This is a genomic window from Streptomyces sp. NPDC107546 (assembly GCF_055639175.1).
Window position 1 is genome coordinate 30,835 of sequence record NZ_JBVKBA010000022.1, and the last position, 14,693, is coordinate 45,527.

General features: G+C 71.1%; 11 protein-coding genes. 8 read left to right on the forward strand and 3 right to left on the reverse strand.

Annotation, left to right across the window (positions count from 1 at the left end; all coding sequences use genetic code 11):
* Positions 1–28: 28 nt before the first annotated feature.
* Complete coding sequence (locus ACZ7L1_RS27620) at positions 29–934, forward strand: NmrA family NAD(P)-binding protein (protein ID WP_471440719.1); 906 nt, start codon at positions 29–31, stop codon at positions 932–934.
* Here the strand turns inward: ACZ7L1_RS27620 and ACZ7L1_RS27625 are convergent.
* A complete protein-coding gene (locus tag ACZ7L1_RS27625; RefSeq protein ID WP_471440720.1) occupies positions 922–2,691 on the reverse strand; it encodes a PP2C family protein-serine/threonine phosphatase in 1,770 nt (589 codons plus the stop codon). The genes ACZ7L1_RS27620 and ACZ7L1_RS27625 overlap by 13 nt on opposite strands.
* A 903-nt stretch (positions 2,692–3,594) precedes the next feature.
* On the opposite strand from ACZ7L1_RS27625, the gene ACZ7L1_RS27630 reads away from it, so the two are divergent.
* The gene (locus ACZ7L1_RS27630; RefSeq protein WP_471440721.1) at positions 3,595–4,764 is read left to right on the forward strand and encodes a carboxylate-amine ligase; all 1,170 of its coding nucleotides are present in this window, start codon (positions 3,595–3,597) and stop codon (positions 4,762–4,764) included.
* Positions 4,765–5,246: 482 nt separating this feature from the next.
* Here ACZ7L1_RS27630 and ACZ7L1_RS27635 read toward each other — a convergent pair whose 3' ends face one another.
* Both ACZ7L1_RS27635 and ACZ7L1_RS27640 read right to left on the reverse strand, forming a co-directional pair.
* Complete coding sequence (locus tag ACZ7L1_RS27635; RefSeq protein WP_471440722.1) at positions 5,247–5,909, reverse strand: SDR family NAD(P)-dependent oxidoreductase; 663 nt, start codon at positions 5,907–5,909, stop codon at positions 5,247–5,249.
* Positions 5,910–5,953: 44 nt separating this feature from the next.
* On the reverse strand, positions 5,954–6,760 hold the full coding sequence (locus tag ACZ7L1_RS27640; RefSeq protein WP_471440723.1) for an SDR family NAD(P)-dependent oxidoreductase: 807 nt from the start codon (positions 6,758–6,760) through the stop codon (positions 5,954–5,956).
* Positions 6,761–6,824: 64 nt separating this feature from the next.
* Here ACZ7L1_RS27640 and ACZ7L1_RS27645 point away from each other — a divergent pair, with 64 nt between their 5' ends.
* The 6 genes from ACZ7L1_RS27645 to ACZ7L1_RS27670 all read left to right on the forward strand — a co-directional run bounded on the left by ACZ7L1_RS27645 (position 6,825) and on the right by ACZ7L1_RS27670 (position 14,599).
* Complete coding sequence (locus tag ACZ7L1_RS27645; protein WP_471440724.1) at positions 6,825–7,610, forward strand: helix-turn-helix domain-containing protein; 786 nt, start codon at positions 6,825–6,827, stop codon at positions 7,608–7,610.
* 625 nt (positions 7,611–8,235) lie between these two features.
* Complete coding sequence (locus tag ACZ7L1_RS27650; protein WP_471440725.1) at positions 8,236–8,451, forward strand: hypothetical protein; 216 nt, start codon at positions 8,236–8,238, stop codon at positions 8,449–8,451.
* A gap of 208 nt (positions 8,452–8,659) precedes the next feature.
* Positions 8,660–9,517 carry an AAA family ATPase gene (locus ACZ7L1_RS27655; RefSeq protein ID WP_471440796.1) on the forward strand — a complete coding sequence of 286 codons (858 nt, stop codon included), beginning with the start codon at positions 8,660–8,662 and terminating at the stop codon, positions 9,515–9,517.
* Complete coding sequence (locus tag ACZ7L1_RS27660; RefSeq protein WP_471440726.1) at positions 9,514–10,884, forward strand: vWA domain-containing protein; 1,371 nt, start codon at positions 9,514–9,516, stop codon at positions 10,882–10,884. The genes ACZ7L1_RS27655 and ACZ7L1_RS27660 overlap by 4 nt, the downstream gene beginning before the upstream one ends.
* Before the next feature lie 202 nt (positions 10,885–11,086).
* Entirely contained in the window at positions 11,087–13,339 is a 2,253-nt protein-coding gene (locus ACZ7L1_RS27665; protein WP_471440727.1) for an FUSC family protein, read from the forward strand.
* Between the two features lie 216 nt (positions 13,340–13,555).
* Positions 13,556–14,599 carry a zinc-dependent alcohol dehydrogenase family protein gene (locus ACZ7L1_RS27670; RefSeq protein WP_471440728.1) on the forward strand — a complete coding sequence of 348 codons (1,044 nt, stop codon included), beginning with the start codon at positions 13,556–13,558 and terminating at the stop codon, positions 14,597–14,599.
* Positions 14,600–14,693: the final 94 nt, after the last annotated feature.

A 14,693-nucleotide genomic window follows, 5' to 3' on the forward strand; every position in this document is an offset into this window, starting at 1 on the left:
TACTCAGCTACTCATGAGGAGATCGACCATGCCTGCCAGCGACCTTGTCCTCATCACGAACGCCGGTGGTGTCGGCCGAACGGTCCTCGAGGAGCTGTGCGCGCTGGACGCACCGGTGCGTGTCATGCTTCGCCGCGAGGACGATCGTGCCGTGGAGCTGCGTGCGCTCGGCGCGGAGGTGGTCATCGGCGATCTGACCCGACCTGAGACAGTAGCGCCCGCACTCGCCGGAGTCCGGCGCATGTACTTCGCCATGCCGGTGTCGCCGGACCATCTGCTGGCGACGACCGTGGTGACCAGCGTGGCCCGCGAGCACGGAGAGCTGGAAGCTTTGGTGGACATGTCACAGATGACGGTGTCACAGATGACCGCCACCAGCACCGCCGAGTCCCGCCAGCAGCGGCTGCACTGGCTGGCAGAGCAGGTCCTGAACTGGTCGGGCCTGCCGGTGGTGCACATCCGGCCGACGTCGTTCCTGGACAACCCGCTGTTCACCTCGCTGGCGGCGCAGTCGATCCGGAAGAACGGAACGATCGAGCTACCGTTCGGGACCGGGCGCACATCACCGGTCGCCGTACGGGACGTCGCCCGAGTCGTCTCCACGGTGCTCCGCGAGCCGGCCCCGCACCTAGGGCAGGTCTACGAGCTGACGGGGCCACGCACGGTCGACATGAACGAGATGGCCGAGGAGTACTCTCGCGCGCTGGGGCGTCCGGTGTCCTATGTGGACGTGCCACTGGAGCAGTGGCGTACGGAAGTGCTCGCCAAGGTGGGCCTGCCGCCGCACACCGAACAGCACATCGCCACCATGGCCCGACTGCACCGTGAGAACCGCTACGACCGCGCGTCCGACGCCGTCGAACGCGTGACGGGCAGACCCGCACAGACGATCGAGGCGTTCGTGGCCCAACGCAAGGACTTCTACCTGGGCTGAACCCCACCCGTCGCCTGCCGGACGCGCCCCTGTGCGAGCGTTCGGGTGGGAGTTCGCAGGGCGAGGAGGGCGACGTCGTCGTCGTTCTCGGCAGGCCGGACCCGATGCAGGAGCTCGTCGGTGAAGGAGGCGAGGGGGCGATGGGCGAGGGCGGCCGCGTGTTGGCGCAGTCGGTTCAAGCCCTCGTCGAGGGAGTGGCGTGGTGCTTCGATGAGGCCGTCGGTGTACAGCAGAAGGGTGGATCCGGGCGGCAGCCGGACCGTGGCGTCGGGGCGGGGTCTGCTCGCTCCGGTGCCCAGGAGAATGCCGTGGCCGTCGGTGAGGTAGTGCGCCAGTCCGTCTTGGCTGATCAGCAGGGGCGGTGGGTGGCCGGCGTTGGTCCAGGAGAGTTCCCACTGGCCGTCTTCCGCCTCGTCGAGCCGGGCGAAGATCATGGTGGCCATGGTCACGTCGGCGATGTGCATGACCGCCTCGTCGAGCCGTTCGACGATCTGGCTGGGAGGTTCATGCTGGGACCAGGCGTAGGCGCGGAGCATGTTGCGCACCTGTGCCATGCCGGCCGCTGCCTCCAGGTCATGGCCGACGACGTCCCCGACGGCCAGGGCGGTGGAGCGGTCGGACAGGCGGAAGGCGTCGTACCAGTCACCGCCGACCTGTGAAGCGTCGGGTGCGGGCATGTAGCGGGCGACCATCTGCAACCCGGGCACGCGCGGCAGCTGGGGCAGCAGGTGGTTCTGCATGGTCTCGGCGACCTTGCGCTGACGCTGGTAGAGGCGGGCGTTGTCCAGGGCGACCGCGGCGCGGCGTGCGATGTCCTCGATCAGCGGGAGGTCCGCCATGGTGAATTCCCCCGCCCGGTCGGCGCGGCCCAGTGTGAGGGCACCGAGGACCTCTCGGGTGCTGCGGATGGGGGCGATGGCCGCGGAACGGATACCGGTGGCCTCGAACAGGCGGCGCTGTTCGAGCGCTATACCGGAGTCGGGTGGCTGATGGTAGGTCTGCGGGCCGGCCAGGGTGGAGGCGACCCCGCGCAGGGCTCGGGACAGCGGCATAGGGGATTCCTCCGGCACCGGCGGCATCGGTCCCTGAAGGTCCTCACGGTGCACCAGAGTGTCGCATTCAGCGTGGACCACGGCGGTGCGCCACACCTCGTCGCGCTCCGTGATCAGATCGATGACCACCCAGTCCGCCAGCCGGGGCACGACCAGCGCCACGAGCCGGCGCAGCGCCTCGTCGACATCGAGGGTGGAGGTCAGCTGCGTGGTGGTCTCCGCCAGCAGGGCCAGCCGTTCGAGCTCCGACAGCGGCGCGGCGGCCTGCCCCGGCCACGAACCGGTTGGTGCCAGGTGGTGGGGAGTGTGGAAGAGAACGAGCGTGCCGACCTCGTCGTCGCCGAGGTCGTACGGCGTGATCAGCCACGAGACGGGCAGCAGGGAGCCGTCTCCTCGCGCGAACCAGTCCCCTTCGGCCTGGGCGCTGCGCCCGGCGTGGAAGGCCTGCCGCATGCGGCATCGGCTCGTCGGCAGCGGCTGGCCATGGGCGTCCCTGTGCAGCAGATCGTGCGCGTCACGGCCGACAAGATCCTCGGCGGGCCGGTTCAGCAACCGCTCGGCTCGGGCGTTGACCGCGATGATGAAGCCCTTGTCGTCCACCACATAGGCCCCGGTGCCGATGGCGGCCAGCGCCCCGTCCGACGCCGAGTCAGCACCGCGCAGGCACCGCACGTCGACGCTCTCGGTCACCTCTGGCCCCGCCACTTGCGCCTCCTTGGTCATCGACGGACGCACCACTCGCCCGGCCGTCCGCACGCGGTGTGCTGCCGCGTCCTGCTTCTGTCTCCCGCTTACCCCCTCTGCAGGCGAATCAGCCGCATCACCGCAGCCGGTCACGCGTCGGGGCAGCGAGATTGCGGTAGAGCCGAGCATGAGGGCGTCTTGCGTCCCGGCATGCGGGTGGTGGCACTGGACGTCCTGGAGGAGACCCGCCGGGCTCACGGCCGGGGGTTCGTGCGCCGCCAGCCCCGGCCGGCGGCGACGTCACGCCGTCCGACTACGGAGGCACAGCGGGGACGGACCCGGCGGACGGCGTCCGCGGCTCTGCCTGTCTCCGGGAGGATGCGGGCCAGTCGACGCCGTGGAAGGCGGCGAGTCGCGACCGGTGGACGGAGCGACCGCACAGCGTCTGGTGGGCTCCGGGTTCCCAAGCGTGCGCCTCGCCTCCGGGCAGCCAGCGGCCGTCGTCCTCGTCCCACCAGCGATCGGAGGCCGCCACCCGGCAACGCCGTGCCCTTGCCACGCGGCGCGAGTGCCCCTCGCAATGGGCACCATGCCCTCGAAACGAGCGACACTATCTATGACCGCACAAAACAGAATAAAATACACCTGAAGGCCCCCTCGGCTTCGCCTCATCAGCAGTGCGTGCCCGGGGGCGTTCGCGACTGACACACCCCGCCCCCCACTCCCCCACTTCGGACACTCCCCCGCACACCTCCTTCCGCTGGAATGGAGGTGATTGCTCATCTGAGCGCCCAATGGCACGAGAGTGCAGTCAGGAGGCGTGCGGAAGCGGCAACAGGGCACTTGGAGAGTGCCCAGAGGCCAGACGACCCACAGGATTGGGAACAGCGGCGACCGGACAAGCCTCAGGGCAAGGGAAGAGCCGTGGCATTGCGCATCGGAGCAGAGGAAGAATTCCACGTGGTCAACGTGGAGAGCGGCCGACTGGTGCCGCGCGCCCGGGACATACTCGAGCGGCTGGGCCGACCGGGGTTCACCACCGAGCTCCATCGATCGGTGGTGGAGAGCAACAGCCGGGTCCACCACACGCTGGACGACCTGTACAAGGACCTGACCGGGGCCCGACGCCGTCTGGACGCGGCGGCCTCCTCACTGGGCCTCGCGGTCGCGGCGGCCGGTACGGTCCCGCTGGCCCGGATCACCTCGGACGACGTCACCGCCGACCCCCGTTACCGGCACATGGCGGAGGAGTACCGCAGAGTCGCCGACGAGCAGCTCATCTGCAGCGCGCAGGTGCACGTCGACGTACCGGACCGGGACACCGCGGTGCGCGCCATGTGCCTGGTCTCGCCGTGGCTGCCACCGCTGCTCGCGCTCTCGGCCAGCTCGCCGTTCTGGCTCGGCACGGACACCGGTTACGCGAGCTGGCGGACCATGCTGTGGCAGCGCTGGCCCACCGCGGGCCCGGCCGGCTGCTACCCGGACGCCGCCGCATACGACGCCGCGATCGAGGACCTGATCCGCTCGGGCGTCATCAGTGACACCGGAATGGTCTACCACGACGTTCGCCCCTCCGCCCACCAGCAGACGCTCGAGCTGCGGATCTGCGACGCCTGCCCCCGTGCCGAGACGGTCGTGCTGATCAGCGGGCTCTTCCGGGCGCTGGTTCAGGATGCCTGCGACCGACGGGCCCGCGAGGGCGGCCGGGCCTGCGACGGCCACCACGAGTGGCTGCGCGCCGCGGCCTGGCGGGCCGCCCGCTCCGGCCTCGAGGGAACCCTGATCGACCCGGTCACCCGCCGCGCCGTCCCGGCCCGCACGGCCCTGCAGCGAATGATGGTCAGGCTGCGCCCGGCGCTGGAAGCCTCCGGTGACTGGGCAGTCGTCCAAGAGCTCCTGGCGGAGATCCTGGCCACCGGCAGCGCCGCGCACCGGCTGCGGCGGACGGCCGAGGCCGAGGACCTGCTCGCCAGCATCGACCTCATGGTCGCAGAGACCCGTGGTGCGGTCGGCCCACGTCGTCCGCACCGGCCCCGGCCCACGGCACCGGCCGCCCCGGCCCGGTCCCCGGGGGCATGGGCGGCTGACCGGTGAACACCGAAAGCACCGGCCCCGAGCCGGCAGGCAGGCATACGCAGGTCCCCACCAGCGCGGCGGGCCGGCCCCGTCACTCTCCTCCAACCGGGTGCGAGACTGCGGTGTCTGCCTCGACGCGCCTCCCGGCGCCCGTGTCCAGGTAGCCCGGGTCATACCTTGCCCGACCGACGACGCCGACGTACCGAAGTTCACCGAACCGCGTTCCGCGTCAGTACCTCTGGTCCTGTCGCACCGCCCCGTACGGGCGGGGACCCGGAAACTCAGTCCTTGCTGGTCGTCGCCGGCCAGCGGGATGTGGAGATCGTGGCGCTCTCAGCCTGTCGAGCGGTCTCGCCGGACGGAGGGCGCCGGGTCGATCCGTATCGTCGCGGCGTGTGCCGCGGGGCTCGCGACGAGGGCGCCGGCCGCCTGTCCGTACTTGTCCCGGTAGGCGGCGTCGAACGAACTCCGAGGAGATGGAAGAACTCGACCAACGCGGGTTACTCCAGCACCGCGTAAGGCTCGGCGGCGGCGTGCAGTTGCCAGAGGCGGTCGGCGACGGTGTCCGGCTCGTGTTTCTGTCCGGTGCCCACCGCGCCGAGGACTGCCAGGTGGGCGGCGTGCAGCGGCGTGTCGGCCAGTGCCTGGGACAGCAGCGCGACGTAGGTCTGCTCTGCGGACCCGACGATCGCGCTCGCCGCGCGGTCGGGGCTGGGGCGCAGCACGGCACCGCCGGTGACGAGCAGCAGAGAGCCGCGACCTGCCGTACGCATGGCGGGCAGCACAGCTCGCGCGGCGGCCGCCGCACCCACCACGTTCAGTGCCAGGGCCCGGTCCAGGTCGTCGGCTCCGGTCTCCAGTACCGGTTTGATCAGGCCGATGTCCGGCAGGGGGCTGAAGCACAGCACCTGAGGCGTGCTCTGCCGCTCCGCCAGTCCCGCCAGTGCCCGCGTCAGGCCTGCGGGATCGCTCGCGTCGGCCGGGCACGACGTGGCCGGGATGCCGTCCGCGGTCAGATCCCGGGTCAGGGCGGCAAGCCGGTCGGGGTCGCGGGCGACGAGTCCGACGCTGTGGCCGGCGCGGGCGAAACGCCGCGCCACTGCGGCACCGACCCCAGGGCCCGCGCCGACGATGTGTACCGGTCCAAGTCGTTCGCCGTGCACGTGTGCTCCTCTGCCGGGCTGGTCATGATGTGACACTCCGTCGGTCAAGCCCTGGCGGCCAGCCGTCGCCACGCGTTCCAGGTGTCCAGTCGCTGCCGGTAGGCGGCTTCGACGACGGGATAGGGGTACGTACCGAGAAACAGGCGCAGGGGTGGGTCGTCGGTGTCGGCGAGTTCGAGGATGACGTCGGCGGTGGCCTGCGGGTCCTGTGGTGCGCGGGCGGTGGCCCCGGCCCGGCGCGCCTCGCGGATCGGTTCATATGCGGTGATGGGTTCGGTGTGCACCGCGGATGCACCGGACCAGTCGGTTCCGTACGGGCCGGGTTCGACGATGGTGACGTGGATGCCGAGCGGGCCGACCTCCTGGGCGAGCGCCTCACTCATCCCTTCCAGCGCCCATTTGGAGGCGTTGTAGAGCCCCAGGGTGGGGAACGCGGCGAGGCCACCGAGGCTGGACACCTGCACGATGTGACCGCGCTGTCGGGCCCGCAGGTGCGGAAGTGCGGCCTGCGTCACCCACAGCGGACCGAGCAGGTTGGTATCGAGCTGGGCGCGGGCCTGTTCCTCGGTGGTCTCCTCGACCATGCCGAAGAGGCCGTGGCCCGCGTTGTTGACGACCACGTCGAGGTGGTCGAAGGCGTCGACCGCCCGCTCCACGGCGACAGTTGCCGCTGCCCGGTCGGTGACGTCCAGGCGGAGTGGGAGGACGCGGTCCTCGTAGGTGCCGACGAGGGGTTGCAGGGACTCGGGCCGGCGCGCCGTGGCGGCGACACGGTCGCCACGGGCCAGGGCGGCTTCGGCCCAGATCCGGCCGAAACCGCGGGACGCGCCGGTGATGAACCAGGTCTTCATGCCCTCCACCCTGCGCGACCCGCCGCTCCGCAGCCAGCACCCCGGGAGGGTTACCCTCCCTTCCGTGGCGAGTGACAACGTCCTGGGAGAGTTCCTCAAGGCCCGGCGGGGACGGGTCCCGCCCTCGCACGCGGACGTGCCCGCCCCCGGCCGGCGCCGGGTCGCGGGGCTGCGCCGGGACGAGCTTGCCCGGCGGGCCGGTATCAGCGAGCCATACCTGACCCGGCTGGAGCAAGGTGTCGACCGGCACCCGTCGCCGCAGGTGCTGGGGGCGCTCGCGCGGGCGTTGGAGCTGGACGCCGACACGACGGCGCACCTGTTCGCGCTCGCCGCCCCGCATCCCGTAAGGCCTTCGGAGACCGAGGTCACTCCGGACGTGCACCAGCTGCTCGACGCGTGGACGGGCAGTCCCGCGTACGTGCGCAACCGGCGCTTCGACGTGCTGGCCGCGAACAAGCTCGCCCGCGCACTCGCTCCCATCTACGAGCCCGGGCACAACCTCGCCCGGGACATGTTCCTCGACCCGGGAGTTCGTCGACTCCTCCCGGACTGGCCGGAGATCGCCGCGCAGACCGCCGCGGCCCTGCGCGCCGAGGCCGACCCGCACGACCACAGAACCGCACGCCTCGTCGCCGAGCTGGAGGCGGACAAGGACTTCCGCCGTCTTTGGGCGCGGCACGACGCGCGACCCTCGCGCGACGAGCTCAAGCGGTTCGTTCATCCGATCGTCGGTGAGCTCGCCCTGCGACGGCAGGCCCTCACCGTCGGCGGCGCCGAGGAGCAAGTGATCATCGCCTACCAGGCGGCACCGGGAAGCCCCTCCGAAGCCGCCCTCGCCCGACTTTTCTGACGCACGCCGACCGGGCTGTCCTGTTCGGCAGCACGGCTGCTCCCGCCGTCGACGGGGCGTCGGTGGGGCCTCAACGCGGGGGTGGGCGCGGAAGCCGGCACCGCACCCGACGCTGCGGGTCATGCAGAACGTGCCGGGCCTGACGGGCCATGAGGTGCGGAGCCGCCCGCATGAGGACGATGATCAACAGGGTGGGCAGGAGCAAGACGAGCAGGATCACAGACCTCTCCGGTTCGGCCGGTTCTCGGCCCCTGATCGGGCCGCTCTCAGAATGCGGTCGAGTACCGGGCCGTGCATGTCGACGAGGGCTGTACGCAGCAGCCACGTCGGCCGATATCACCGGACCACGCGGACCACGGTGACCCCTGCGTGGCACTCGACGGCATCGACGACCGACGCCTTGAACACAGCGGGCCGCACGCTGTCGGCGGCAGGCGTTGCCCGATGCCGGCCCGGTGACGGTAAGTGCCGCCTGGGCCACGCAGTGATGTCGCCTTCTCCGCCACAATATAAATAGACATAAAAATCCCAAAACCGGGCGCAATCGGACAGCAAACGGTATAAAGTGGGCATCGCTAGCGAAGACGCGCACCCTCGCCGACAGCCTCGACGCCAGGAGAGCCGCATGATCCACGGAGCGAACGCCGCTCCCGAACCCAACCCCCGTGCCGACGTCGCTTCCGCCCTCGGCTGCGAAGTGTGCAACGGCTGGGGCAGTGTGATCACCTACTGGGGCCACCACGAGCTGTGCTCCACCTGCCAGCCCGCCGCCGGCCGAGAGGACGACTACACCAGCACCGCTCCCCAGGCCGCATGGCAGCGGCGGAACCGGCGGCTGTGATCCAGCACAAAGCGGGTGCCTCGACCTCACCTACGCCTCCGTGGGCTCCTTCGCCGCCGGCCTGACTCTCGTCGGATCGCCGACCTCGCAGGCCGTACGCGACCGGCTCGGCCACTGGCAACGCATGCGTCCATCCCGGGTGACAACAAGGTGAGCAAGCGCTTAGATGGCAACGGACGTGTACCGCGCAAAGATGGAGGCTCCGTTGCTGTTCGCATCCGTCGACGAGGTCTCCGCGCGCCTCGCCGAGACCGGGTATCTGGCGTCGCCCGCGGTGGCCACGACGGTCTTCCTCGCCGACCGGCTCGGCAAGCCGCTGCTGGTGGAGGGTCCCGCCGGGGTCGGCAAGACCGAACTCGCCAAGGCCGTCGCGCAGGTCGCCGGGGCACGGCTGGTGCGGCTGCAGTGCTACGAAGGCATTGACGAGTCGAGGGCGTTGTACGAGTGGAACCACGCCAAACAGCTGCTGCGTATCAGCGCCGGCCGTGACGAAGCCTGGGACGAGACGCGCACGGACATTTTCAGCGAGGAGTTCCTGCTGGCGCGTCCGCTGCTGACCGCCATCCGCGGGGACGAACCGAAGGTGCTGCTGATCGACGAGACGGACAAGGCGGACGTCGAGGTGGAGGGCCTGCTCCTGGAGGTGCTCAGCGATTTCCAGGTCACCGTCCCCGAACTGGGCACGATCACTGCGGCCAGGCGCCCCTTCGTGGTCCTCACCTCGAACGCGAGCCGCGAGCTGTCGGAGGCGCTGCGTCGCCGCTGTCTCTTCCTCCACATCGGCTTCCCGGACGGGGAGCTGGAACATCGCATCGTCCGGCTCAAGGTTCCGGGCATCGACGAGGCGCTGGCCGAGTCCCTGGTGCGGGTGGTCAGGGCGCTGCGTGAGATGGACCTGCGCAAGGTTCCCTCGGTCGCCGAGACGATCGACTGGGCGCGCACCCTGCTCGCCCTCGGCGCCGGCACGCTCGAGGAGACCGTCGTGCGCGAGACCCTCGGCGTGGTCCTCAAGCATCAAGAGGACGTCCTGAAGGCGGCGTCGAAGCTCGACCTGGATGCCGTGTGAGCGCCTCCGCACCGGCGACAGGTGTCGCCGGGCGGCTGACGGGTCTGGTCGGCGCGCTGCGTTCGCACGGCGTGGGGATCGGCACGGGCGAGACCCTGGATGCCGCTCAGGCGGTGGAAGTACTCGGCCTGGCCGACCGCGAGTTGCTGCGTGAGGGGCTGGCGGCGACGCTGCTGCACAGCGAGGGGCAGCGACGGGTGTTCGACGCCGTCTTCGACGTGTACTTCCCGGCTCGCGTCGGGGTCCACGCCACCGAAGCTCCTGCGGACCGGGAGGGACTGCGGAACCGGCTCGCGGAGGCACTGGCCGCCAACGATCAAGGGATGATGGCGCAGTTGGCGGTTGAGGCGGTGAACGGCTTCGGCGGATACGGCTCGTCGCCGGGGTCGGACGGCTGGTCGTCGTACCAGACGCTCGAGCGGCTCCGCCCGCAGACGCTGCTGGCGCGGGTCCGCGACAGCATCCGGGCACAGGAAGGAGGGTCCGGCTTCACCGACCGGCTGCTCGAGGACGAGATCCGCCGGCGTATCGAGGTCTTCCGGGGGCAGGTCGCCACGGAGGCGCGGCGGCGTGTCGCCGAGCGGCGCGGCCGGGAGGAGATCGCGCGTCGGGCCGTGGCCACCACTGCGGACCGGGTCGATTTCCTGTCCGCCGGGCGGGATCGACTCGCCGAGTTGCGCAGGGTCGTTCAGCCGCTCGCACGCAAACTGGCCACCCGGCTCGCCGCGCGCCGCAGGCGTGCCGCGCGCGGCACCATCGATCTGCGGCGCACCCTGCGCGGGTCGCTGTCGACGGGCGGTGTGCCGATACGGCCCGTGCTGCGCCGGCGCCGTCCCGTCCGGCCCGAGCTGGTGCTGCTGTGCGATGTCTCGGGTTCGGTGTCCGGGTTCTCGGACTTCACGATGCTGCTGGTGCAAGCACTGCATGACCAGTTCAGCAAGGTGCGGGTCTTCGCCTTCGTCAATCGGATCGACGAGGTGACCAGAATGCTGGTGCACGGCGCGGCCGATCCCGACGCTCTGGGCGCCCGGATCCGCTCTGAAGCGGCACTGACGGGCTGGCACGGCAGCAGCGACTACGGAGTCGCATTCGGCGAGTTCAGCGAGCGGTACGGCGAGGCCGTGGGCTCGCGCACCACTGTGTTCGTCTTGGGTGATGCCCGCACCAACATGGCTGATCCGAATCTGCCGGCTGTACGGCACATCGCCGAGCGAGCCCGCCGCGTCTACTGGCTGAACCCCGAGCCGCGCTCCCAGTGGGGCACGGGTGACTCGGCGGCACCGGCCTACGCCGATGTCATCGCGATGTACGAGTGCCGCAACGCCAGGCAGCTCAGCGCGCTCATCGCACGGCTGCTGCCGGTCTGACCAGGCGACAGGCGGCGAGCACCGGGACGAAGTGACCTGGTTGGCAACGCGCCGGGACGACCCCGCAGGCGGAGTTGCGGTCGCCGGCACGACGGTGAGGGCGGGGACCGGCCGCCTGCCGCGGCCGGAACCGCGTGCGGTGCCTTCGCAGTGGCATGCTGGGGAAGCAGATCATCCGGCGGAGTGGGGAGAGTACGGCGGCGTGAAGGCAGCGGGAAGGTCGGTCGCGGCACGGCTGCGGGATCGCATCACCGCGTCGGATCCCGGGCTGCTCAGACTCGCCGCCGGGTCGCGGACGGCGGGCGCGATCGCTCTGACCCTGGCCGTGCTCGCCGTGCTGCGCGCCCCCGTGCCGCATCTGGTGGCCGGCGCGATCGCGGCCATGGTGGCCACCTTCGCCATCCGGGAGAAGCAGCGCGGTCGGCAGGCGGTCACGCTCGCCCTGGGTCTGCCGGTGGCCCTGGTGTCCGTGTCCCTGGGGGCGCTGCTGAATGCGCGCGTCGTGGCCGGGGACGTGTTCTTCATCGTCCTGATCTTCTGCGCGGTCTACAGCCGTCGGTTCGGTGACCGGGGCACCGCGCTCGGGCTGATCGGCTTCCAGGTGTACTTCCTGTCGTTGTTCGTCGGCGCCACGGTCCCGACGCTGCCGGCGCTGTACGGCGTCATCGCGCTCGCGTTCGCCTGCAGCGCCTTCGTACGGTTCGCGGTCGTGTACGAGACGCCAGCGGGCATCCTGCAACGACTGCGCGAGGCCTTCCGCGTGCGCCTCGCCCAGCTTGTGTCGGCGCAGCTGGAGCTGCTGGACGCGGGCCCCGAAGACGCGGACAAGGCTCTGGAGGAGGTGCGAGAGGGCACCGCACGGCTGCACGAGACGGCCATGATGATCCAGGGCCGGCTGGACGACGGGACATCCGACGAAGCCGTGGCGCAGATGCTGCAGCGCCGGATCGCGGACGCCGAGATCGCCGCCGAGCGGCTCGGGCTGCTCCTCCTCGACGCCCGCAGTGCCGAGCGGGCGGACACACTCACCCTGCATCTGCCCGGCGCGCACGTGCCCTCGGGCGGCCGCCTGCCGGTGCGGGACGAGGCGATCGACACGCTCCGCCGCGAACTGCTGACGCTCCGCCTGCTGGTGCTGCAGCCCGTCGGGCAGCGCGGTGGGACGGGGACGGCCCATCTGCGCAACCGGCTGCTCGGCTACCGGGACGAGGAGAACCTGCCGTCGGCGTCGAGAGCCGTGCAGGACGTCTTCCGGGGCGTCGGCGAGGCCGCGCGGGCGGTGCTGGGGCTCAGGGTCGCGCTGGAGGAAGCGCAGGACGAGTCCGACGACACGCCCGCCACGACGCGCTCGAGGGAGGAGCTGGACGCCGAGAACGCCGCCATCGAGGGCGCCCAGGAAAGCGAGCGGGAGACACAGCAGGAGCCGAGAGGGCTGCGGCGGCCCACCACGCGTGCCGCCGTGCAGGTTTCCGTGGGCTCGGCCCTGGCCATCGTCGGTGGCGAGTTCCTCTCCAGCCATCGCTGGTACTGGGCGGTGCTGACCTGCTGGATCGTCTTCATGAACACCTCGTCGACGGGCGAGGTCCTGGTCAAGGGCTACCGCCGCCTGGTGGGCACCGTCCTCGGCGTCGTGGCCGGCATCGTCCTGGCGGGACTGGTGGGGCACCACACGTGGACGGCGCTTGCGCTGGTGCTGCTGTTCGTCTTCGCGATGTTCTACACGGCCCCGCTGTCGTACACGCTGATGTCGTTCTTCGTGACCGCGGCGCTGGGTCTGCTGTACACGCTGCTGCACACCTACAGCCTGTCGGTGCTGGTACTGCGCGTGGAGGAGACGACGCTCGGCGCGGCCTGCGGGATCGTCGCGGCGGCCATGGTGCTTCCGACGGGCACGGACCGCCGCACGAACGATCTGCTCGCCACTGTCCTGGAGCGGCTCGCCGAAGTCACCGACGCCGCCGTCGACCAGCTCAGCGGCGGGCCCGGGGCCGGTCTGCTCAACAAGGCGCGCGACCTGGACGAGGCACTCGGCGACCTGCGGGCGGCCACGCAGCCGCTCACCCACCCGATCACACCGCTGCGGGCGCGGCGGAACACGGCCCAGTACGTCGTCGCGGTCCTGGAGACATGCGCCTACCATGCGCGCTGCCTGGCCGCGACCGCCGAGCTCCTGGCCACACATCCCTCGATCGCGGCAGATCCGCGGCTGCGCCGGGCGTGTGACCGTATCACGGACAACATCGCGGCGATCAGCGCGCACGTGGCGGACCAACACGCCACCGACGAGGTCGAGACGGGGCCGAGCATCGCCTCCCTGCTGGAGTCCGACACGGCCGGCACACCGCGGTACGGGCGGATCACCGACCGGGTGCTGCGGCATCTGCAGCGCCTGGACGAGGCGGTGGTCGGCCTGGCCCGCCCACTGAGTGTGCCGGTGGCCGCGCGAAAACCGTGACGGGCGGCGCCTTTGGGGACGGCGCCCTGGCGGTGCGGCGGCTTCCACGACTGCGCGGGCGACGGCCTCCAGCGGCGAGCGCGGTCTCCACGCGCTCGTCGGCGTCGCCGAAGGTGATGCCCTGGGTCGTGGTTGGCTGGACACAGGGACGTTCCAAGGCGACCCTGGCCGAAAGGCACGGTCCTGTGCCTGCCGACAACGTCAGGAGTTCTTCTCGTGCGCGCCACTGTGATCCACGGTCCCAACGACATCCGGATCGAGGAGGTGCCCGATCCGGTCGTCCGGCACCCCGCCGACGCGGTGGTGCGCGTTGTCACCGCCTGCATCTGCGGCAGCGACCTGTGGGCGTACCGGGGCGTGGCGTCCCGGCAGCCCGGGCAGCGCATCGGCCACGAGTTCCTCGGCGTGGTGGAGGAGGTCGGGTCCGAGGTGGCGGGATTCCGGCCGGGCGACTTCGTGGTGGCGCCGTTCGTCTGGTCCGACGGTACCTGCGACTTCTGCCGGGAGGGGCTGCACACCTCATGCCCGCAGGGCGGCTTCTGGGGGCAGGTGGGCTCGGACGGCGGCCAGGGCGAGGCGGTTCGGGTGCCGTTCGCCGACGGTACGTTGGTCGCGCTGCCGAAGGATGCGGCGGGCGAGGACAAGCTGCTGCCCGCCCTGCTCGCCCTCTCCGACGTGATGAGCACCGGCCACCACGCCGCCCTGGCCGCCGGGGTACGGCCGGGCGCCACCGTCGCCGTGGTCGGTGACGGTGCGGTCGGTCTGTGCGGCGTGCTCGCCGCCCGCCGGCTCGGCGCCGGGCGAATCGTCGCACTCGGCCGTCACGGTGCGCGCACCGCCATCGCCCGTGCCTTCGGCGCGACCGATGTGGTTGCCGAGCGCGGTGACGCGGCGATCGATGCGGTGCGGGAGCTGACCGGCGGGCAGGGTGCGCACGCCGTGCTGGAGGCGGTCGGGACCGAGGAGTCCATGCGCACCGCGATCTCCATCGCCAGGGACGGCGGCGCGGTCGGCTACGTCGGCGTCCCGCACGGCGGCAGCGCGGGCGTCGACATCAGTCAGATGTTCGACCGGAACGTCTCGCTGCGCGGCGGCGTCGCCCCCGCGCGTGCGTACATCCCCGAGCTCCTGCCCGACGTGCTCTCCGGTGCCATCGACCCCGGCCTCGTCTTCGATCGGACGGTGGATCTGGACGGCGTTCCGGACGGCTACCGCGCCATGGACGAGCGCACGGCCCTCAAGGTTCGGATCACCTTCTGATCCCGGTCCGTCCGGCAGAGCGTGTCGCTCTGCCGGACACCCCCACCACCCCTGGACCCGTCCCGGAGCCCGCCGAAGAACCCGACCCGATGCG

Excerpts from the sequence above, each read along its gene's own strand:
- ACZ7L1_RS27640 (WP_471440723.1), bottom strand. The coding sequence starts at position 6,760 with ATGAAGACCTGGTTCATCACCGGCGCGTCCCGCGGTTTCGGCCGGATC.
- ACZ7L1_RS27620 (WP_471440719.1), top strand. The coding sequence starts at position 29 with ATGCCTGCCAGCGACCTTGTCCTCATCACGAACGCCGGTGGTGTCGGC.
- ACZ7L1_RS27650 (WP_471440725.1), top strand. The coding sequence starts at position 8,236 with ATGATCCACGGAGCGAACGCCGCTCCCGAACCCAACCCCCGTGCCGAC.